Source organism: Gilliamella sp. Occ4-3 (assembly GCF_001690675.1).
GTDB classification, from domain to species: domain Bacteria; phylum Pseudomonadota; class Gammaproteobacteria; order Enterobacterales; family Orbaceae; genus Gilliamella; species Gilliamella bombi.
This window is the reverse complement of sequence record NZ_LZHR01000114.1, coordinates 1-21,316: the sequence shown is the minus strand read 5'-3', so window position 1 is coordinate 21,316 and position 21,316 is coordinate 1. Positions and strand designations below refer to the sequence as shown.

22 protein-coding genes are annotated in these 21,316 nt (G+C 34.0%); 16 read left to right on the top strand and 6 right to left on the bottom strand.

Features of this window, described 5'->3' with window-relative positions; genetic code table 11:
• The first annotated feature begins 58 nt into the window (after positions 1–58).
• The 12 genes from lepA to ggt all read left to right on the top strand — a co-directional run bounded on the left by lepA (position 59) and on the right by ggt (position 14,396).
• Positions 59–1,855 (top strand): translation elongation factor 4, encoded by a 1,797-nt coding sequence (lepA, locus tag A9G44_RS11365; protein ID WP_034909972.1) that lies wholly within the window; start codon positions 59–61, stop codon positions 1,853–1,855.
• Positions 1,856–1,903: 48 nt separating this feature from the next.
• A complete protein-coding gene (lepB, locus tag A9G44_RS11360) occupies positions 1,904–2,905 on the top strand; it encodes a signal peptidase I (RefSeq protein WP_065611113.1) in 1,002 nt (333 codons plus the stop codon).
• A gap of 8 nt (positions 2,906–2,913) precedes the next feature.
• A complete protein-coding gene (rnc, locus tag A9G44_RS11355) occupies positions 2,914–3,591 on the top strand; it encodes a ribonuclease III (protein WP_442902940.1) in 678 nt (225 codons plus the stop codon).
• Complete coding sequence (gene era, locus A9G44_RS11350; protein WP_065611109.1) at positions 3,588–4,493, top strand: GTPase Era; 906 nt, start codon at positions 3,588–3,590, stop codon at positions 4,491–4,493. Before rnc ends, era begins: the two co-directional genes overlap by 4 nt.
• A gap of 736 nt (positions 4,494–5,229) precedes the next feature.
• On the top strand, positions 5,230–5,457 hold the full coding sequence (locus A9G44_RS11345; protein WP_065611107.1) for a ChaB family protein: 228 nt from the start codon (positions 5,230–5,232) through the stop codon (positions 5,455–5,457).
• Positions 5,458–5,920: 463 nt separating this feature from the next.
• A complete protein-coding gene (locus tag A9G44_RS11340; protein WP_065611105.1) occupies positions 5,921–7,357 on the top strand; it encodes a 6-phospho-beta-glucosidase in 1,437 nt (478 codons plus the stop codon).
• Positions 7,358–7,382: 25 nt separating this feature from the next.
• The gene (locus tag A9G44_RS11335; RefSeq protein WP_065575474.1) at positions 7,383–7,700 is read left to right on the top strand and encodes a PTS cellobiose transporter subunit IIB; all 318 of its coding nucleotides are present in this window, start codon (positions 7,383–7,385) and stop codon (positions 7,698–7,700) included.
• A gap of 164 nt (positions 7,701–7,864) precedes the next feature.
• Entirely contained in the window at positions 7,865–9,874 is a 2,010-nt protein-coding gene (locus A9G44_RS11330; RefSeq protein WP_065611166.1) for a BglG family transcription antiterminator, read from the top strand.
• A 14-nt stretch (positions 9,875–9,888) separates the two neighbouring features.
• Positions 9,889–10,227, top strand: coding sequence for a PTS cellobiose transporter subunit IIA (locus tag A9G44_RS11325; RefSeq protein ID WP_065611164.1), 339 nt, complete (start codon positions 9,889–9,891; stop codon positions 10,225–10,227).
• Between the two features lie 15 nt (positions 10,228–10,242).
• Positions 10,243–10,728, top strand: a complete 486-nt coding sequence (locus A9G44_RS11320; RefSeq protein ID WP_065611103.1) for a hypothetical protein — start codon at positions 10,243–10,245, stop codon at positions 10,726–10,728.
• A gap of 14 nt (positions 10,729–10,742) precedes the next feature.
• Positions 10,743–12,092 carry a PTS cellobiose transporter subunit IIC gene (gene celB, locus A9G44_RS11315; RefSeq protein WP_065611102.1) on the top strand — a complete coding sequence of 450 codons (1,350 nt, stop codon included), beginning with the start codon at positions 10,743–10,745 and terminating at the stop codon, positions 12,090–12,092.
• A 642-nt stretch (positions 12,093–12,734) separates the two neighbouring features.
• Positions 12,735–14,396 (top strand): gamma-glutamyltransferase, encoded by a 1,662-nt coding sequence (gene ggt, locus A9G44_RS11310; RefSeq protein ID WP_442902939.1) that lies wholly within the window; start codon positions 12,735–12,737, stop codon positions 14,394–14,396.
• Positions 14,397–14,449: 53 nt separating this feature from the next.
• Here the strand turns inward: ggt and rplI are convergent, their stop codons facing one another.
• From rplI to rpsF, 4 genes are read right to left on the bottom strand one after another with little or no spacing between them, the layout of a single operon-like run.
• Positions 14,450–14,899 (bottom strand): 50S ribosomal protein L9, encoded by a 450-nt coding sequence (gene rplI / locus A9G44_RS11305; protein ID WP_065590871.1) that lies wholly within the window; start codon positions 14,897–14,899, stop codon positions 14,450–14,452.
• Between the two features lie 22 nt (positions 14,900–14,921).
• Positions 14,922–15,149, bottom strand: a complete 228-nt coding sequence (gene rpsR, locus A9G44_RS11300; RefSeq protein ID WP_065611100.1) for a 30S ribosomal protein S18 — start codon at positions 15,147–15,149, stop codon at positions 14,922–14,924.
• A gap of 4 nt (positions 15,150–15,153) precedes the next feature.
• A complete protein-coding gene (priB, locus tag A9G44_RS11295) occupies positions 15,154–15,462 on the bottom strand; it encodes a primosomal replication protein N (protein ID WP_065607588.1) in 309 nt (102 codons plus the stop codon).
• Entirely contained in the window at positions 15,446–15,829 is a 384-nt protein-coding gene (rpsF, locus tag A9G44_RS11290) for a 30S ribosomal protein S6 (RefSeq protein ID WP_065611098.1), read from the bottom strand. Before rpsF ends, priB begins: the two co-directional genes overlap by 17 nt.
• A gap of 483 nt (positions 15,830–16,312) precedes the next feature.
• Between rpsF and A9G44_RS11285 the strand changes: the two genes are divergently transcribed.
• From A9G44_RS11285 to A9G44_RS11270, 4 genes are read left to right on the top strand one after another with little or no spacing between them, the layout of a single operon-like run.
• Positions 16,313–16,660, top strand: a complete 348-nt coding sequence (locus tag A9G44_RS11285) for an HIT domain-containing protein (protein ID WP_065611096.1) — start codon at positions 16,313–16,315, stop codon at positions 16,658–16,660.
• A gap of 7 nt (positions 16,661–16,667) precedes the next feature.
• Positions 16,668–17,303: a hypothetical protein gene (locus A9G44_RS11280; RefSeq protein WP_065611094.1), complete on the top strand. Its 636-nt coding sequence runs from the start codon at positions 16,668–16,670 to the stop codon at positions 17,301–17,303.
• Positions 17,303–18,346, top strand: a complete 1,044-nt coding sequence (gene nagZ, locus A9G44_RS11275; RefSeq protein ID WP_065611092.1) for a beta-N-acetylhexosaminidase — start codon at positions 17,303–17,305, stop codon at positions 18,344–18,346. The genes A9G44_RS11280 and nagZ overlap by 1 nt, the downstream gene beginning before the upstream one ends.
• Positions 18,327–19,568 (top strand): sigma 54-interacting transcriptional regulator, encoded by a 1,242-nt coding sequence (locus tag A9G44_RS11270; RefSeq protein WP_065611090.1) that lies wholly within the window; start codon positions 18,327–18,329, stop codon positions 19,566–19,568. The genes nagZ and A9G44_RS11270 overlap by 20 nt, the downstream gene beginning before the upstream one ends.
• Before the next feature lie 65 nt (positions 19,569–19,633).
• On the opposite strand, the gene A9G44_RS11265 is transcribed toward A9G44_RS11270, so the two are convergent.
• Together A9G44_RS11265 and A9G44_RS13595 are read right to left on the bottom strand one after the other, a co-directional pair.
• The gene (locus A9G44_RS11265) at positions 19,634–20,668 is read right to left on the bottom strand and encodes a glycosyltransferase family 2 protein (RefSeq protein WP_179854846.1); all 1,035 of its coding nucleotides are present in this window, start codon (positions 20,666–20,668) and stop codon (positions 19,634–19,636) included.
• A gap of 13 nt (positions 20,669–20,681) precedes the next feature.
• Positions 20,682–21,316 (bottom strand): hypothetical protein (locus A9G44_RS13595; protein ID WP_065611086.1); only part of this gene is annotated, 635 nt, incomplete at its 5' end.

Sequence of the window (21,316 nt, the reverse complement as noted above, 5' to 3'; positions counted from 1 at the left end):
AAAGGCATTTTAGATAGTTAACCGTTAATAACCAAGATACTAATTATAATTTATTAATATGAATAAAAATATCCGCAATTTTTCAATTATTGCCCATATTGACCATGGTAAATCAACGCTTTCAGACCGCATAATACAAATTTGTGGTGGGCTTTCAGATCGTGAAATGGAAGCTCAAGTACTTGATTCAATGGATCTTGAGCGTGAACGTGGCATCACAATCAAAGCACAAAGTGTAACCCTTGATTATCATGCTAAAAATGGCGAAACATATCAGCTCAATTTTATTGACACACCAGGTCATGTTGACTTTTCTTATGAAGTGTCGCGCTCGCTAGCTGCTTGTGAAGGTGCGTTATTAGTTGTGGATGCGGGGCAAGGTGTTGAAGCACAAACGCTAGCAAACTGCTACACCGCGTTAGATATGGATCTTGAAGTTGTCCCTGTTCTAAACAAAATTGACTTACCTGCGGCTGAACCTGAGCGCGTTGCAGCCGAAATCGAAGATATTGTAGGTATTGATGCTAGCAATGCAGTGCGTTGCTCGGCAAAAACTGGCGTTGGCGTTGTTGATGTACTTGAGCAATTGGTCAGCGATATTCCACCACCAGAAGGTGACTCGACAGCACCATTGCAAGCACTTATTATCGATTCATGGTTTGATAATTATTTAGGTGTAGTTTCATTAATTCGCATTAAAAATGGTGAATTAAACAAAGGTGATAAGATCAAAGTAATGAGCACAGGTATGACTTATAACGTTGATCGACTTGGTATTTTTACCCCTAAGCAGATTGACAAGCAGTGCTTGCATTGTGGTGAAGTGGGTTGGGTTGTTTGTGCGATCAAAGATATACTAGGCGCGCCAGTGGGCGACACCTTAACTTTAGCAAAAGCACCTGCACAAAATCCATTACCTGGTTTCAAAAAGGTCAAACCACAAGTTTATGCTGGATTATTCCCAACCAGTTCTGACGATTACGAAGCTTTTCGTGATGCCCTTGGCAAATTAAGCCTAAATGATGCCTCATTGTTTTATGAGCCAGAAAATTCTGGAGCTTTAGGGTTTGGATTCCGTTGTGGTTTCCTTGGCTTATTACATATGGAAATCATTCAAGAACGCTTAGAGCGTGAATACAACCTTGATTTGATAACCACAGCACCAACGGTTGTTTATGAAGTACTAACTACATCAAATGACATTATCTACGTTGATAGCCCTGCCAAGTTACCAGCAGTAAATAACATTCAAGAATTACGCGAACCAATAGCAGAATGTAACATATTAGTTCCGCAAACTTATTTAGGCAACGTCATCACACTTTGTGTTGAAAAACGTGGTGTGCAAACCAATATGGTTTATCATGGCAATCAAGTTGCTTTAACGTACGAAATCCCAATGACCGAAGTTGTATTAGACTTTTTTGACAAACTAAAATCGACTTCGCGTGGGTATGCATCATTAGATTACAGTTTTAAACGATTCCAAGCTGCCGACATGGTAAGGTTAGATGTATTAATTAATGGTGAACGTGTTGACGCATTAGCCTTAATTACCCACAAAGACAATGCACCATATCGTGGACGAGAATTAGTTGAAAAAATGAAAGATCTTATTCCTCGTCAACTATTTGATATTGCCATACAAGCTGCTATCGGCAATCATGTCATAGCAAGATCAACGGTCAAACAACTACGCAAAAATGTATTAGCCAAATGCTATGGTGGCGATGTGAGTCGTAAAAAGAAACTTTTACAGAAGCAAAAAGAAGGTAAAAAGCGCATGAAACAAATAGGTAATGTCGAATTACCGCAAGAAGCCTTTTTAGCCATTTTGCATGTAGGAAAAGATTAACCAAGTAAAAACAAATCAATAAAAAGATTTATTTAAAGAGGGAAAAAAATGGCTGGAACATTTGCCATCATATTAACGCTAGCAACACTTATTACTGGTATCTTTTGGTTTTTAGAAAAATTCAAATGGAAACCAGCAAGACAACGTAAAGTTGAAGAAATCCGTACTCAAAGCAATGGCGAAGTTGATGGAAAGATACTTGCCGAAGTTGGTAAACCCAAAGTTTGGATTGAAAATTTGGCATCGTTTTTTCCGGTATTGTTTGTTGTGTTTGTTATTCGTTCATTCATCTATGAACCGTTTCAAATTCCATCAGGATCAATGATGCAGACATTACTCATTGGCGACTTTATTGCGGTTGAAAAATTTTCTTATGGCATGCGAGATCCTATTACTAACACCGTCATCATTCCAACAGGACAACCACAACGTGGTGATGTTGCCGTATTTAAACACCCAAATGTTCCTCAAATGGATCTTATAAAGCGTGTTGTCGGCTTACCAGGTGACAAAATCGTCTATCTGGTAAAAGAAAAGCAAATTTTAATCTATCCTGCTTGCCAAGCAACAGATGCAAATTGCGAAGGGCAACAATCACAGCCGCTCAATTTGCATTACAGCGAACCAAGGCCAAGTAATTGGAAAGAGGTGCATGAACAGTTCAAGCCAAACCCTAATTTTTACACGCTAGAACAATATGCGGATAAAGGTATTGTCGATTCTCAGTCTATCATGACATTAAATATGAATATTCAACAAGAAACTCTTGGTGACACACCGCATAATATTCTAACCACTCAAGGTTCACAAGAAAATCCTAGCTATTTTTATCATCAGGATGGACAACCGATAGCCACTTGGGTTGTACCACAAGGTCATTATTTTATGATGGGTGACAACCGCGATAACAGTGGTGACAGTCGATACTTTGGTTTTGTTCCTGAAACCAATTTTGTTGGTAAAGCAACCGCAATTTGGATTAGCTTTGAAAAACAACCAAACGAATGGCCAACAGGAATCCGCTTTAGTCGTATTGGCGGTATACACTAATAGCTATAATTATGAAAAAATTTAGTCAAATTCAACAATCAATCGGCTATATATTTCAAGATAAATCTCTACTTGAATTAGCCCTTACTCATCGAAGTGCTAATAAACTGCATAACGAACGTTTAGAGTTTTTAGGGGATTCTATTTTAAGTCTTGTCATAGCCGATGAACTTTATCACCGTTTTGTCAAACAAGATGAAGGCGATCTGAGCCAAATGCGCGCAACACTTGTTTGCGGGCAAACACTTGCCGAAATTGGTAAAGATTTTAAATTGGGCGATCACCTTATTTTAGGACAAGGCGAACTCAAAAGTGGTGGTTTTCGTCGCGAATCAATCATTTCTGATGCGGTAGAAGCCATAATTGGTGCCATTTATTTAGATAGCAACCTCGACACAGTTCGTTCACTAATCTTATCATGGTACCAAAGCCGCTTGACTCAAATTCAACCAGGTATTAAACAAAAAGATGCCAAAACAAGATTACAAGAATACTTACAAGGAATTCATCGTCCGCGCCCATGTTATTTAATTCTTGAAGTAACTGGCGATAACCACGAACAAGAATTCTTAATTCAATGCAAAATTGACAATGATAGCCATGAATATTTAGGTCGTGGCTTAAGTCGCCGAAAAGCAGAACAAGCTGCCGCACAAGAAGCACTTAACCAATTAGGTATAAAATGACAGAAACAACACAACATTGTGGATTTGTCGCCATTGTCGGGCGACCAAATGTAGGTAAATCAACGCTACTAAACCAATTGCTTGGTCAAAAAATTTCGATTACATCACGCAAAGCGCAAACGACCCGTCACCGAATTGTGGGTATTGACACGCAGGATAATGACCAAATTATCTATATCGATACTCCCGGACTTCATATTGAAGAAAAAAGAGCCATAAACCGCTTAATGAATCGTGCTGCAAGCAGCTCAATAGGGGATGTTGAACTCGTTATTTTTGTGGTTGAAGGCACACATTGGAATGACGACGACGAAATGGTCGCCAACAAACTCAAAGATTGCAAAAGCCCAGTTCTGTTAGTGATTAATAAAATTGACAACGTCACCGACAAAACACATTTATTACCGCATATTCAAGCGATAAGCCAAAAAATTAACTTCCTTGATGTTGTGCCAATTAGCGCTGAAAAAGGAGAAGGTGTAGATATTATAAAAGATATCGTCAAAAAACACTTACCAGAAGGCGAACACCATTTCCCTGAAGATTACATTACTGACCGCTCGCAACGTTTTATGGCATCGGAAATCATTCGCGAAAAACTCATGCGCTTTTTAGGTGATGAATTACCTTATTCGGTAACAGTTGAGATCGAACAATTCAAAGTTGATGAACGTAACGGAATGTACCGAATTAATGGATTAATCTTAGTTGAACGCGATGGACAAAAGAAAATGGTCATCGGCAACAAAGGTGAAAAAATCAAAAAAATTGGTATTGAAGCGCGCAAAGACATGCAATCATTTTTCGACAATAAAGTCCATCTAGAGCTTTGGGTAAAAGTCAAAGCCGGCTGGGCAGATGACGAACGAGCATTGCGGAGTTTGGGTTATAGTGATGATTAAAGATCCTATTTGATTTTAGTTATTCATCAGGCATAAATATGCCTGATTTTTTTATTTTATTTCCTTCTTTTCGATGTTGTAAACAAAAGACTTAAGAATATTTATTTATCGCATTGAAAACTTTTCATATGATCTTTATGCGGGTATTTATCTAGATAGCCCCTAATTTGGCTCAATCCTAATTTTACAAAACGATTTGTTAGCCTAATATCCTTATAGCATTGAATGTATTTATTCTGGTAATTGATGAGAATATCAAGGCACAGGCAAACACCAATTTATTAAAATGTGCAATAACCATCGTATTAATCAAAATACCCGAAACTAGTTAGCCTACAAACGAATGACAAAGTGAGACGGGCTTTAAATGACGTGTAAGAATCAACAAATATTTAGTGATTAAAAAGATAAAGAGCAAAATCTTTAACGATTTATTAATCGTTTATAGTATAGTTGAATTTTATAAAGTAATTTAAGTGAAAACGTCTTATGAGTTTTAGAGGATTATTCTAATCATGAAGTGTAAACAACTTAGCGTTTTCTTACATGTTATTTTTTATTCTTAGCAAAGGATATTTTGAATACAATTTATAATAAATAGTTTACATCAGTGAATCTTTAAATCAATTAGTAATTATATTATTTTATAGATGATAATATATTCGATGAATGTGCTATCTTACTATTACCATTTTAAATTTTCAGCCATCAAAATTAATTTATGAGGGGATGTGATATGCCATATAAAACACGTGAAGATTTACCTGATTCAGTACGCCATGTCTTGCCTGAACATGCGCAAGATATTTTTAAAGAAGCGTTTAATAGTGCAATTAAGGAATATCAAGATTCGCATAAACGGCGTGATAATAGTGCACCAGAAACTATTGCTTTTAAAGTAGCTTGGGCTGCTGTCGAAAAGGTTTATCACAAAGGTGAAGATGGTAAATGGGTAGCTAAATAGATATTTAAATGGTTTAAGTTGAGCAACACAGCTTAACATTTTGAAAAACATTATGAGTCAGGACACTTTATTGTATCAGATCCAAAAGTCCCTCGTACAGGTGGTGTGATTATTTGTCGTGCTGAGAATAAAGAGCAAGCGTTAGCAATATTGTAAAAAGATCCATTCTATATTCAGCAAATTGGCAAGTATGACATTATTGAGTTTGTGCCATCGAAATATGCCGATGGGTTTGAAGAATTTATTTAAAAGTTAACTTCAAATATTTAAAGTTTATCATTCATTTTTGTGATATTTATCGCATTTCGGTAAATATCACAAAAAGCTGCACATTTCACTAATAACCTTTCCTACCCAAATATACTTATATTTTTCCTGATCAATACGGAAAAAGTTGGTTAGTAATTCTATTTTTTTCCTTTTATACTAAATTTGAATTATCAATAAACACAGGTACTTAATTATGAAAAATAAAGGTTTACCAAAAGATTTTTTGTGGGGTGGTGCTGTTGCTGCTCACCAATTAGAAGGTGCTTGGCAAGTTGGTGGAAAAGGAATAAGTGTCGCTGATGTGATGACTGTTGGTTCACCAAAAAGTTATCGTAAAATTACTGAAGGTGTTATTGACGGTGAATATTACCCTAATCATGAAGCTATTGATTTTTATCATCATTATAAAGATGATATTAAGTTATTTGCTGAAATGGGTTTTAAATGTTTTCGTACCTCTATTGCTTGGACGCGTATCTTTCCAAAAGGTGATGAACTTGCACCAAATGAAGATGGGTTAAAATTTTATGATGATCTTTTTGATGAATGCTTAAAATACAATATTGAGCCAGTTGTTACACTTTCTCATTTTGAATTACCTTATTACCTTGTTACTGAATATGGTGGATTCCGTAATCGTAAATTAATTGATTTTTTTGTCCGTTTTGCAGAGGTATGTTTTGATCGTTATAAGAATAAAGTCAAATATTGGATGACTTTTAACGAAATCAATAATCAAGCTAACTTTAATGAAGATTTTGCACCGTTTACTAACTCAGGTATTTTCTATAAACAAAGCGACGATCGCGAGCAGATTATGTATCAAGCTGCACATTATGAATTAGTTGCTAGTGCTAAAGCGGTACAAATTGGTCATGCTATTAATCCTGATTTTGAAATAGGCTGTATGTTGGCGATGATCCCTATCTATCCAGAGACTTGTAAACCAGGTGATATTCTAATGGCACAAAAGGCGATGGAGCGTAAATATTTTTTTGGTGATGTTCATGTCCATGGCGAGTATCCAAACCATATTAAAAATTATTGGCAACGTAAAGATTTTAAACTTGATATCACCAATCAAGATCTTGAGATCTTGAAAAATGGAACAGTTGATTACATTGGCTTTAGCTATTACATGTCTAATGCAATTAGGAAAAAAGAAGATAATGAAAGCTATGAATATAACGAAAAAACCGATCTGATCGGCAATCAATATGTTAAAAAATCAGATTGGGGTTGGCAAATCGATCCTGAGGGACTTCGTTATACACTTAATTGGTTAACTGATATGTATCGTTTACCGCTTTTCATAGTTGAAAATGGTTTTGGCGCCTACGATAAAGTCGAAGCTGATGGTAGCGTGCACGATGCTTACCGTATTGATTATCTGCGTGAACATATTAAACAAATGAAACTTGCTGTTGAAGAAGATGGGGTTGATTTGATGGGATACACTCCTTGGGGATGTATTGATCTTGTTTCAGCTGGGACAGGTGAAATGGAAAAACGTTATGGATTTATCTATGTTGATAAAGATAACAAAGGTAACGGTTCACTAAAACGTAGCCGCAAAGACTCATTCGCATGGTTTAAAAGAGTGATTGAGTCTAATGGCGAAGTCTTATAAAGCATAACTATTTTTAGGGGAATTTATGAAAAAAGCATTAATCATTTGTGCGGCAGGTATGTCATCATCATTAATGGCTAAAAAAGTAACAGAATATTTTGCTAGCAAAGATAAAACAATTTTGGTTGATGCTGTCTCGGCAACCGAAGGCGGAAATATGATTCAAAGTAGTGATTTTTCACTCTTTTTAATTAGCCCGCAAACTATGATGATGCTTGATAAATTTAAAAAATTGGGGGAAGAAGTCGGTAAGCCTGTTGTGAGTATTCCTTTTCAGGCTTATATACCCGTTCAATCAGGCATTGAACAATTGGCTAAGTTAGTAGAGGAGAATATAAACTAATTTAAATCAATATATATCGGCTTTAGCGATATGATTTGGCGTTGTGAATAGATTATTTAAATAGCAGCGCCTTACTATCTTACGTTGGTGTACTTATGTAATAGTTAAAAGTATTCACTATATTATTAATAATATGGTTTTAGTTGACACAGGTATGGATGATAGTGATTAAAAATAAACAGCGTGACCTTATTAGTTTATTAGTTCGTTCTAAAGATATATTCAAAAGTAGTGCATTACTAGCAAATGAGTTAGCATTATCAGATCGTACTGTTCGCACTTATCTTAATGATTTGAAATCGTTAATTGAAAGTCACGGTGGATCTATTATTAGTAAACAAGGTTATGGTTACAAATTACAAATTAAAGATAGAACAGCTTTCAATTTATTTTTAATTGAGCATCATTTATTAGATCGCAATGTAGAACAAGCAAATTGTCGAGAAGTATGTCAGAGAAAACACCATATTCTTAATTTATTATTATTAGAAAGCCAAAAAATCGATATAGAAGCATTAGCTGAACAATTATTTATTAGTTCTTCTCAACTAAATAAAGATATTTTAGAAATCAAACACCAACTCCAACCTTATGGGCTTACTATTAAAAAAAGTCAATCTCTGTTTTATATTGAAGGTGAGGAAAAAGCAAAACGACATTTTATTTTGAGCTATTTTTTTCATGAAGAATCGATTAATTTTCTGCAACATCTAACTTATTTAAACAAGTTCAATGATGCAATTGGCTTAGATACGTTAACCATTATTATTTTAGATGAGTGTCGTGAGGCAAAAATAAAATTATCTGATGTAATGATACAAAATATCGTCTTACATTTATCATTAAGTATCAAACGTTTACAGTTAGGGCTTTCTATTCAAAATCTTGATATGCCACAATCGACTAAAAAGAAATTGGAATATCAAGTCGCTAAAAAAATCATCAATAGAGTAGAAAAAGTGATTGGTTTTTGTTTTCCTAAAGAAGAACAAATGTATTTAACATTGCATTTGATTAGTAAATCAAATTTTATTCAGAATGATTTTAACTCCGAGCTGTATTTATCTTTGACTAATTTATTATTTAGAATACAGCAAGAAACTGGATATTTATTTTTAAACGATGAGCAATTGAAAAACGGAATTATTCAGCACCTAAAACCGATGATTGTCCGCTTAGAACAGCATATAAAATTGAAAAACCCATTGCTTGATGAAATTAAAACAAACTCTCCAGAATTGTTTGAGTTAGTTAAAAAATACCTTAACCAGCTTCCTGAACTTAAAAAATTTACGATTCCTGATGATGAATGGGGTTATTTGACTTTGCACTTTTTAGCTTCGATAGAAAAGTTAAAAAATGAACAAAAGGCAAAAGTGTTAATTATTTGTGCAACTGGGCAGGGTAGTGCTCAACTATTAAAAAATCGCGTTGAATGCGAGTTTAATGAAAGAATCAAAATCGTTGCAACGCAAGGCTATTATGAAATTGAACCAAAAGTATTGGATAAGGTTGATTTTATTATCTCGTCAGTTGATTTATCATCAAAAGTATTCAAAGTCCCTGTTTTTCACGTCTCTGTATTTTTTACTGAAGATGATATACAAAAAATTCGTCGTCATTTATCGTCACCAATTATGCTTATCTCGGCACATACAGAGCCAATATCAACGTTCGCATCATCAAATACTTTAGAGCATCTTAGTAATGTTGGACAAATGGTAGATGAACTATCCGCTGATTATTTCTACCAATACAGGGGTACCCAAAGTAAAGAACAAGTTTTAGATGGTTTGCTTGATCTTTTAGTACTAAATGAAGATAAAGATTATAAACAAAAGATGATAGCACAAATGGAAAATCGTATGCTATTAGGTGATATTTTCTTTAGTCCAACTATCGTAGTACCACATCCAGCAATGCCTGTGGGAAAATTGTCTAAAATTGGTATTGCAATTATTCCTGATGGATTATTTTGGGATCACAATTATCCAAAAATTCACTTTATCTTTATGATTTCACCATCTATTTATCAAAACCCGACTTTATCGATGATGACAAAAGCTATTGTCAAATTGATTGACGATTTAGAAATGCAAACAAAACTGTTGAAAACACAAAACTTTGATCAATTTAAACGACTTTTTATCCAACTTATTGAAAAAGAGGTATAGCAATGAATAAAGAAATGAGCTCAGAGGATATTCAACTTATTGCTTTTAATATTATTTTGTATAGTGGTAATGCTAAAACTAAAATCCACGAGGCTTTTAAGGCGATGAGACAAGCTAATTTTATTGGCGCAAATCAGCTTCTTGAAGAAGCGAATAAAGAAATCTTACAAGCACACCATTCCCAAACAGAGCTGCTGCAAAATTATGCTAATGGTACCAAAATCACAATGGAAATTATTATGGTACATGCACAAGATCACTTAATGACAACCATGAGCTTTCGAGAAATGGCGATTGAAATGTTACATCTATATGAAAAACATCATGAGTTAGAAATAAAACTAAAGAGCTAAATAGGGAGTAGCATAATGACAGAAAATCTAACAATGCATAAAAAAATCAGCCTAACTAATCTCTATTTTAATCGATTTTTAGTGATTCGCTATACCACTGCATTTTTTTTATTTTTGAATCTTTATTGGGCAACCTTTCTAATAGGTTCATTGTCAATAGTCGCTATTTTACCGCTTGCTCTTTTTGTTTTGGGCATACTTACCACATGGGAACAAATTAAGCTTTATCGTAATCATTGCAATAAATTGCCTTATGCAAGATTATTTTATCGTACTTTAGCAATAGTCTTTACGGCACTCATTCTTACTCTCTATACCCCTTTGTATCAAATTTTCTATCCATTTTTAAAACAGACGCAAGATACATTACATGTATTGGTGATATTACAGGTAGTGAGTTTAATTATTACGTTTTTAATGCTTAAAAAAATAAATAATATTCAACATAATCGGGATCAGCATTTTAAAAGAATCCAAGCTTACGAAAAATTTATTAATTAAAAGAGGACAATAAAATGAATACGGGATTTGTTATTTTGCAGAAATATCTGATGACGCCCATGGCTAAAATATCGCAATTTAAAATTGTTCGAGCAGTAATGGCTGCGGGGATGGCGTCTGTACCTTTTTCTATTGTAGGTTCAATGTTTTTAGTATTTAACACATTGCCAATGACATTTACGGGATTAGAAGTTTTTTTTGAAAATACTTTTTTTAGAGTGAGTGATCTTTATATGATTGCTAACACCGCGACAATCGGTATTTTAGCCCTTTATTTTAACTTTGTTGTTGGTTATGAACTAACTAAAATCGAAGCAGAAGAAACAGGCCTTAAAGTTAATGCTCTTAATGGTGCGATGTTATCTGTTTTTGCCTTTTTCATGACTTTGCCTGAACTGATCATACAAAATGGAGTTATTACCTTAGTTAATGATCAAAATAATTTAGTCTTTAATGGGCTACGTTTACAACCCTTTATCTTTCGGTTGGGTACATCAGGTATATTTATTGCAATAGTTATGGCCATTGTGGCAACTAACCTCTATTTTTTATGTGTTAGACGAAATTGGGTTGTAAAAATGCCTGAAACAGTGCCATTAGGCGTTTCGCGATCCTTTACCGCACTGATCCCAACTTTTGTAATTGCCTTTTTTGTGATCATTGTTAATGGTATTTTCATCTATTTTGGTACTGATATTTTCAATATTATAGCTGTACCGTTTGCCTTTGTAACCAATCTTACCAAAAGCTGGTTGGGTATTATGGTTATCCTATTTTTAATCCATGCGCTATGGGTGGTTGGGATCCATGGTGCCAGTATTATTGGAGCATTTATTACCCCTATTATGTTAACTAATATGACTGAAAATACAGCGGGAGCACATATCCCTTTTGCTGGTGAATTTAATAATTCACTTGTGATTTTAGGGGGATCAGGTTCTACTTTATTAATGACATTTTTTATTGCGTTTTTTGCTAAGTCCAGCCAACTAAAAATCTTAGGGCGAGCTTCTGCAGTACCTGCAATATTTAATATCAACGAACCAGTTATTTTTGGTATGCCGATTGTATACAATCCTTATTTAGCTCTCCCTTTTTTCTTAGCACCTATGGCTTGCGGAACATTAGGTTATTTGGCTATTAATACTGGTTTTATTCATCCAATCATCGCATTAATTCCATGGCCATCCCCAATGGGATTAGGGGCATTTATCAGTACTGGCGGTGATTATAAAGCGGCTATTGTTGCCATATTTTCGGCTATTTTAGCTTTGCTAATCTATATTCCTTTTGTCAAATTATATGACAATAAATTGTATAAAGATGAGCAAGGTAAATCAGAAAACCAAATTCAAACAGCTTAATTTTATATAAGGGCGTATACATTTTATTAAAGATTACGCTCTTTTTTAGTTAAAATCATAAATATCAATTATGCTTATTTTCTCTGAGATTTAAGAAATCATTCCTACTAAATTCACTACTGTTTTATACTTAAACGTAGTGTTTCCTGAAAGTTTTTAACAAAAATCAGTTTTATTTATACAAAGAATAATTTTATCGCTACTGTGCTAAGAAAAGACATCATTGTTGATACTTGCAGTTAATTCTGTAAAAAATTTTCACACTAAACGAAAAAAGTATTGTTTAAAAATTTTAGATGAAATTTTACAACAAATTTTAATTATCATCGATTGCATCTCGCATTAAATCATTAGTTTTTATGGAGCAAATTATAATTGCTCTAATTATTTTTTAGTTCTAATGATCATTGCTACTCCATTAAAATGGTAAATTAGAGTAAATATGCACTATATAACTGATCAATATTCGATCAGTATTTTTGTTTTCTATGCTATATTGATGGTTACCCTTAACTTATTGTTGCATGATCTATTAATGCGCTTTATGTATTTGGGGATTATGTGGGTACGATAAATAATACTTTAATTTGGAGGTACAAAATGTTTTCTCTTAAACGTAAATTAATAAAGTATTGCTACTTTATGGTATTTTTACTGATAAGCCAACAAGTACTAGCTGTCGAAAATGTAACACAAAAATTAACAGCTGCCGCAGTTGCTTCGCCCGATTATTATGGAGCAAAGGCAGCCGAAGAAGTGCTCGAAAAAGGTGGAAATGCAGCCGATGCTGCGGTGGCTACCGCATTTGCTCTTGCTGTTACTTATCCTGAAGCAGGTAACATTGGTGGGGGGGGGTTTATGACCCTTTGGATGGACGGTAAGCCTTATTTCATTGATTATCGTGAAGTTGCACCAAGTAAAGCTGATAAAGATATGTATCTTGATGATCATAAAAATGTGATTCCTAATTTAAGTTTATATTCTTACAAAGCATCAGGAGTGCCTGGAACTGTTGCTGGTATGTGGGCGGTTCATCAGCGTTTTGGTAAATTACCTTGGAAAGAGGTTATAGCACCAGCTATTCGATTTGCCAATGAAGGATTTGTTGTAGACAAACAACTAGTTAAACGTTATCAAGAGGCACAAGAACTTGCGCCTGCTAATGGTCACTTTAAGCAATACTTTGGTTCAATGCAAGAAGGGAAAATATTTAAACAACCTGAGCTTGGTAAAGTTTTAGATCGTATTGCCCAGCAAGGTAGCGATGGATTTTATAAAGGTGAAACGGCTAAATTAATTGCACAACAGATGAAGAAAAATGAAGGTTTAATTACGGAAAATGATTTAGCAAATTATAAGGTTCAATGGCGAGATCCTTTAATTGCTAACTGGCATGATATGCAGATTGTTACTGCTCCACCGCCAAGCTCAGGAGGTGTTGGTTTAATTCAATTATTATTAATGAAACAATATTTGGAGAATGATTTCAAAGGTGTAAAAGTAAATTCAGCACAATATATTCACTTGTTAGCAGAAATAGAAAAACGTGTTTTTGCTGATCGAGCCGAATATATGGGAGATCCTGATTTTATCTCTGTACCTGTCACTGAATTGATTGATACTAATTATTTAGCGCAGAGAGCGAAACAAGTTAATCCAAAAGCGATTTCGATTACTGAAAAAGTTAAACCAGGTTTAGATAATAATCGTGAAAAGTTACAGACTACACATTTTTCGATTGTAGATAAATGGGGCAATGCCGCATCGAATACTTATACACTTAATGGTTGGTTTGGCTCTGCTGTTGTAATAGAAGGCACTGGTATCATTCTAAATAATGAAATGGATGATTTTAGTAGTAAACCCGGTGTTGCTAATCAATTTGGTGTCGTGAGCAAAGATGCTAATGCAATAGAACCAAATAAACGTCCTTTATCTTCTATGACACCAAGTATTTTTATTAAAGATAACGAAGTTGCAATGGTCATTGGTACACCAGGCGGTTCAAGGATTTTCACTTCAATCTTTCAAGTTGTGACAAATGTTTTTGATAATCATATGTCATTAAAAGCGGCAATGGATGCTCCGCGTTATCATCATCAACTATTACCAGCGAATCTTATCTTTATTGAGCGTTTTCAAAATAAAGTGCCAGAAAAGTTAAAAGATAAACTTAAACAGATGGGTTATCATTTTAAACAGCAGGATTTTAGCGGTGATATTCAAGCCATAAAAATTACCGACAATAAACCCGAAGCCGTATCAGATATTCGAGGTCGAGGTAAATCAATTATTGTGAAATAGATAATAAAAGACCCGCTATAATGACGGGTCTTTTTGTGTTTATTGTTGGATAATTATTCAGGAATAATATCAACAATAAGTTTAGCAAATGCTTCGCTGTGTACTTGGAAGAACACTTCATGTTCACCAGTAGTACGCAGTACGCCATTTGGTAAGCGAACTTCGCTTTTTGATACTTGAATACCACGAGCTTTAACAGCATCAGCGATATCACGAGTACCGATTGAACCAAATAATTTGCCTTCATCACCGGCCTTAGAAGTAATAGTTACTTTACCAAGTGCATTGATTTGAGCAACACGTTCTTCAGCTGCTTTCAATGTTTCTGCTAGCTTAGCTTCTAATTCAGCACGACGAGCTTCAAAGAATTCGATATTCTTTTTAGTTGCTGATACAGCTTTACCTTGTGGAATTAAAAAGTTACGTGCGTAACCTGCTTTAACATTAACTTGATCACCTAAGCTGCCTAAATTAGCAACTTTATCGAGTAGAATAATTTGCATTATATGTTCCCTCTGTTGCTAATTACTGATGATTATCAGTATATGGTAATAATGCCAAGTAACGAACGCGTTTGATTGCGCGAGCTAATTGACGTTGATATTTTGCGCTAGTACCAGTGATACGGCTTGGTACGATTTTACCACTTTCTGTGATATAGCTTTTTAATAAAGAAACATCTTTATAATCAATTTCTTTAACGCCTTCTGCAGTAAAACGGCAGAATTTGCGACGACGGAAATAACGTGCCATTTGGCTATTCTCCTAATAGTTTAACTTGGTCAGCATGTAAAACAAGTTGGCTTGTTTGGTTGCGCTTAGTATGTGTGCTTATAAACCCACTAACTAAAACTTTGCTGCCTTTTTTTATGTAACTTAGCTCTTGTTGTCCACTAACAATCACAGGTATTATGCACCATGCTTGTCTTGTAAGTTCTGCTTCGATTTGTTTAGAAACGTGTTCTAAATAAAATTGACAATGCGAGATCCCACTTGGACTGATTTTTCGTATCGGAGTTTTTTTTACAATACCCGATAACATTAAACGATTATTCGTCGGAATCATCGTCCATGGTTACTTCGTTAAAATCTTCTTCAGAACTACGACGTTCATCTTTGGCTTTTAACATAGGTGAAGCTTCAGTTACAGCGTGTTTTGTGCGCATAATTAAACTGCGAATTACTGCATCATTGAAACGGAAGTTATCTTCAAGTTCGTTAACAGCTTCTTGAGTTGCTTCAACATTCATTAACACGTAATGTGCTTTGTGCAGTTTTTCGATAGGATAGGCTAATTGACGACGACCCCAATCTTCTAAACGATGGATTTTACCACCATCAGTGGTTAACGTACCAGTATAACGTTCAATCATACTAGGTACTTGTTCACTCTGATCTGGGTGAACCATAAATACTATTTCGTAATGACGCATTATCGCTCCCTACGGATTAATCAGCTTTCTGTCGGGGCAACCGCAACCCATTGAAAGCAAGGAACATGAAAATAGGCGGTTGAAATCGACGGGGCATTATATATCAACCTATCATTTTTGACAAATGAATATACCAAGTTTAATTGCGGGTTTGTATCACTCTTTTTATAGAAAAATTTTTATTTTTATGTCAGCTTTTAATAGAGGATATTTGTAGTATATCACATTAAAAATAAAAAACATAATAAAATCAATGTTTTATAAGATCATTTTTTACGCCCTATCTTGATTATTTTACAAAGCATCTAAATTAATTAAATAAAAAGTTTAAAAAAAATTAATTAGTTTTCTAGTCTGCTTTTATAAATATAAAAATGCATTTTAAAATGTAACGATTTCTATACATTTTTGTTATCAAAATATGCTATGCTTATGAGTACCTATCATTTTTACTTATAGACGTATGTATAAAAGGAGTGTTTGATGGTTCAGGAAACTATTTTTAGCAAAATCATTCGAAAAGAAATCCTAGCTGATATTGTTTTTCAGGACGATAAGGTGACAGCATTTCGAGATATCTCTCCTCAAGCGCCGACACATATTCTAATTATTCCTAACAAACTTATCCCAACCGTTAATGATATTAAGGAAGAAGATGAAACCATCATTGGGCATATGATGGTAGTTGCTGCCAAAATTGCAAAACAAGAAGGTATTGATGAAAGTGGATATCGTTTAATCATGAATTGTAATAAAGATGCAGGGCAAGAAGTTTTTCATCTTCATATGCATTTATTAGGCGGTAAAAATTTAGGTAGATTAATAGGTTAATCATGATATGAAACAGATCAAGCGTATATTTGTTACAAGTTCACTGGTTTTTGCTTTAACGGGGTGCCACCTTATTAGTAATACCCAAAAAGTTGAGGTGAAACCACCTGTAGATGTTACTCAGCCTGATGATACTGGTGTGATTGAAATGCCTCCTGAAATTGCTAAACAGACTGATTGGAATTCGGTATTATCACCATTTATCAAGAAATTAGTTAATGTGCCACTTTCAAATTCAGACAATAAACTTATTTTTATTAGTGATATTCAAAACCGGAGTGGTGATTATCTTGCAAATAATCAAATAGATGAAGCATTACATCAGTTAATGCATAAGCAAAATACGTTTACAGTAGTAGATAGACAGACAATAAGCCAAGCTAAACAATCATTGGGGATTTCAGCTGATGATAAGTTGGTATCACGAGGTAAGATGATTGGACTGGCTAAATCGATAAATGCTAGTTATGTTCTTTTCACCACAATATATAAAGTACCAAGTGCAAGCAATGATGTCGATCTGGCAATGGAATTAATTTCAACACAAAGTGGAGAAATCCTAACCAGAGTTGCATCTAAAGATTTTCCTAAGCAGTCTGATATCAATAAGGAAACAAATAAAGTTATTGAGGACAACAAATAATGGGACCATTGTTGATTGATGTTGAAGGTTTAGCATTAACTGAAGAAGATAAAAAACTGTTGCAAAATCCGTTGATTGCAGGGGTGATTTTATTTAGTCGTAATTATCAAGATCAAACTCAATTGATGACATTGATAAAACAGATTCGAGCTGCCTCTTCACAGCGTTTATTAATTTCGGTCGATCATGAAGGAGGGCGTGTTCAGCGTTTTAGAGACGGTTTTACTTCTATACCTCCAGCGCAATCTTTTGCGGTTCTTAATGATCTTGAACAAGCTAAATCATTAGCTTTTGATGCCGGTTGGGTTCTGGCTATGGAACTTATTGCTTTTGATATCGATCTTAGCTATGCACCCGTTTTAGATTTAGGTCACGATTGTCTTGCTATCGGTACACGTTCTTTTCATCAAGATGTCAATGTTGCTTATCACGTTGCTTCCGCTATGATTGATGGTATGCATGCTGCAGGTATGAAAACTACGGGCAAACATTTTCCTGGGCATGGTCATGTGATTGCTGATTCACACAAGGAAACGCCTGTAGATTATCGCGAAAAGTCGCTTATTGAACTTGATATGCAAATTTTTGCCAAATTGATTGCGGATAAAAAACTTGATGCAATCATGCCTGCTCATGTTATCTATCCTGCTTTTAATAATAAACCTGCTAGCGGTTCGCCATATTGGCTTAAAACAGTGCTTCGTGAGCAATTACATTTTGATGGTGTAATCTTTTCTGATGATTTATCAATGGAAGGTGCTTCAATAATGGGTAATTATGCTGAGCGAGCCCAAACGGCATTATCAGCAGGTTGCGATCTGCTTTTAGCTTGTAATAATAGGCAAGGGACATTAGCTATTTTAGACCAATTAGCAGCATTAGATAAGATTAATTCCTTAACATCAGATAAAGCAAAATGTTTATTAACCAATACAAAAATCACCTATGTAGAATTAACAAAAAGTTCTGAGTGGCAATATCGTCGTGATAATTTATTAAAACTTAATGAAAAGTGGACAGAATATGCAAGCAGCAATCATTGAAATGGATAATGACCAACTTTTGGTTGCCTATAATCATGTAGCTAGAGCACTATTCGCTCAAAACGATTTAGTATTAAATCAACCCTTTAATTATCAAAAGGTCTTCAATCTTGATAATACAATAAATATAGATGGACAAGATGATACGATTATTGTGTTAGATTCTCAGCACGTTTTATTGCAAAAAGTGATGGAATCATCTAAAACAATATTTATTTTACAACCAATTGAGTATTTAAAAAAAAGGTTATCAAAAATAAAGGTTGTTGGTTCTCAAGCTTTTGATATTTTTGCCAGCCAAAGTTTAGTCATGCAAAAACTTATCGCTCAAGCTAAAGCATTCTCAATGCAAAGAGAACCATTGCTTATCTCTGGCGAAACTGGTACAGGTAAAGATTTACTTGCTAATGCTAGTCATCAATACAGTTCACGTGGCGATCAGGCTTTTCTAGCATTAAATTGTGCAGCTATGCCTGATGAGGTTGTTGAAAGTGAATTATACGGGCATGCAGCTGGTGCTTATCCTGGCGCTATTGAAGGTAAAAAAGGCTTTTTTGAACAAGCCAACGGTGGCTCAGTATTGCTTGATGGCATTGATGAAATGTCGTTTCAAATGCAAACTAAATTATTACGTTTTATCAATGATGGCTATTTCCGCCGAGTGGGTGATGATGATGAAGTTTATGTCGATGTTAGAATTATTTGTGCAACAAAGGTCGATTTAGCTGATTTGGTTGAACAAGGTAAATTTAGAAAAGATCTTTATTACCGACTTAACGTACTATCGCTTAATTTACCTTCTTTACAACAGCGTAAAGACGATATTCAATCACTTACGCATATTTTTGTAAATGAATATGCCAATAAACAAGGCATCATACCACCAACAATTGACGATAATGTTATTGATAATTTGACCCGTTACTCATGGCCAGGTAATGTAAGACAACTTAAAAACATACTTTATTCGGCATTAGCGCAATTGACCTCGCCTAGGTTAACGGTCAAAGACATTGTGTTACCGACTCCAATCACATCGCAACTATCGTGGGTCAACAATATTGAAAATAAAACTCTTGATGAAATAACCAAACAGTTTGAAAAAGAGATCTTATTAAAATTATATGATCAATACCCAAGCTCAAGAAAGCTGGCCAAAAGATTAGGTGTGTCGCATACAGCGATTGCAAATAAGTTGCGGGATTATGGGATAGGGCGGTGAGTTTATAAAACAAGCAAGGAATATTTGCTTGCTTTATACTTTATGATAAGAGTTTGTTATTAATGTTAATTTAGCAAGGCATTTATTTTGTTAGTTATAAAATTAATGTCTTTATTCAATGAAGCTCTTATAAATATGATAATGTGTTTTAAAGGTATTTTTTTTCTAATCCCATAACGTATCATATAAAATATATTGCTTAGTTTTTTTGCATTATTTTTTATGAATAATCGTGTATATATATGCATGTAAATTTCTATTATTGGTGGTTTTTCTTTATATAAATAATAGATATTGATATTAAAAAGGTAATCAGAACGTAGAAAATTTATGTATTGTGTTTTTGTTTTTGGTAATAGATTGGTTTTTTGTACGTACTTTGTGCACTTATTGATGATTTGAGCATATAGTTCAACATATTGTTTACTTATCTTTTTATTGTTAGTTAATGAGTTAGCTCTTTTTCTATAATAATATAAAGGTGCTTTTGAGTAATAAGTTAAATTTGCAGATAATAGTACATCCAATGTTATTAAGTGATCTTCGTGATTTCTTCCTTCAAATCGAAAATAGAGCGTTTCCTTTTTAAAAATATATTTCCAACATGCACCTGGGTATTTTTTATTTTTAATTATATGTGTAAATAACTCATTACCAGTATCAAATCTGGTTAAACTATTGTCATTATTATTAAATTCTAGATCCTCTAATTTTTCAAAGTTTTGATTTTCAAAATAAAACAACTCAATAGCATTACTAATGTTTAAAACTTTTAAAAATATTGCAAATAAATTAGGATGTAAAATGTCATCAGGATCGACGAATTGAATATATTGTCCTGTTGCTTGATTAATTCCGACATTTCGAGCTTGACTAACCCCTTGATTAGTCTGATATATATATTTTACACAAGAAAATTTTTGAGCAAAGGCTTGAATAACATTAGCAGTGTTGTCAGTAGCACCATCGTCTATACATATAATTTCCTTAGGTTGAACAGTTTGTTGAACAATAGAATTGAGACACTGTTCAATGTAATTTTCAACATTATAGCAAGGAATAATGATAGAAAGGTTAAGTATTAATTTTTCATTTTCCATAGTAAAATATCTTTTAAGAAAAAATATTGCTGTTAGTTGGTTTGACATCTTTATCTATGGACGCGTATGAACGAGGATGCTTTTTTGTTATTACACATTTCAACAATTTTAAAAAGCTTCTAAAACTTAAATTGTCTTTTTTCTTCATTTTATAAGCATAAAATAAATTTCGGCGTAGTTCAATTTTAGGGTTATGAGCTCGATACATTCGCATTAACATTTTTGCATAAGCGATTTCAAGTCTTGCACGTTCGCTAAGTACATCATAGGAAACCTCGCAAGTCATATCATGATACATTTTGCCTATACATAAGCCTTTTAACAATGCAGTTTGTGGTGTTGCATGAATTAAATCAAATAATCGATGATCTGTATGATAGAAAGCAAATTTTTCATCAAAAACATAATGATGATTATCTAGTAATTTATCAATTAAATCTTTTGATAATGCTGTACCAGAATTGATGGTTCTGGTATTGCTTAGGCTGAATTCTCCCAAAGGTACAACTTGCTCTCTTTGTTCAAAATCAGAAGGAAAACATTGCTTGTCAATTTTTTGCTTAGGGAAAATTGCTGGGCAAATAATTGCATATTGACTATTATGATAGATATTTTGGAAGAAAGAAAAATCAATATTAGAATCTTGAT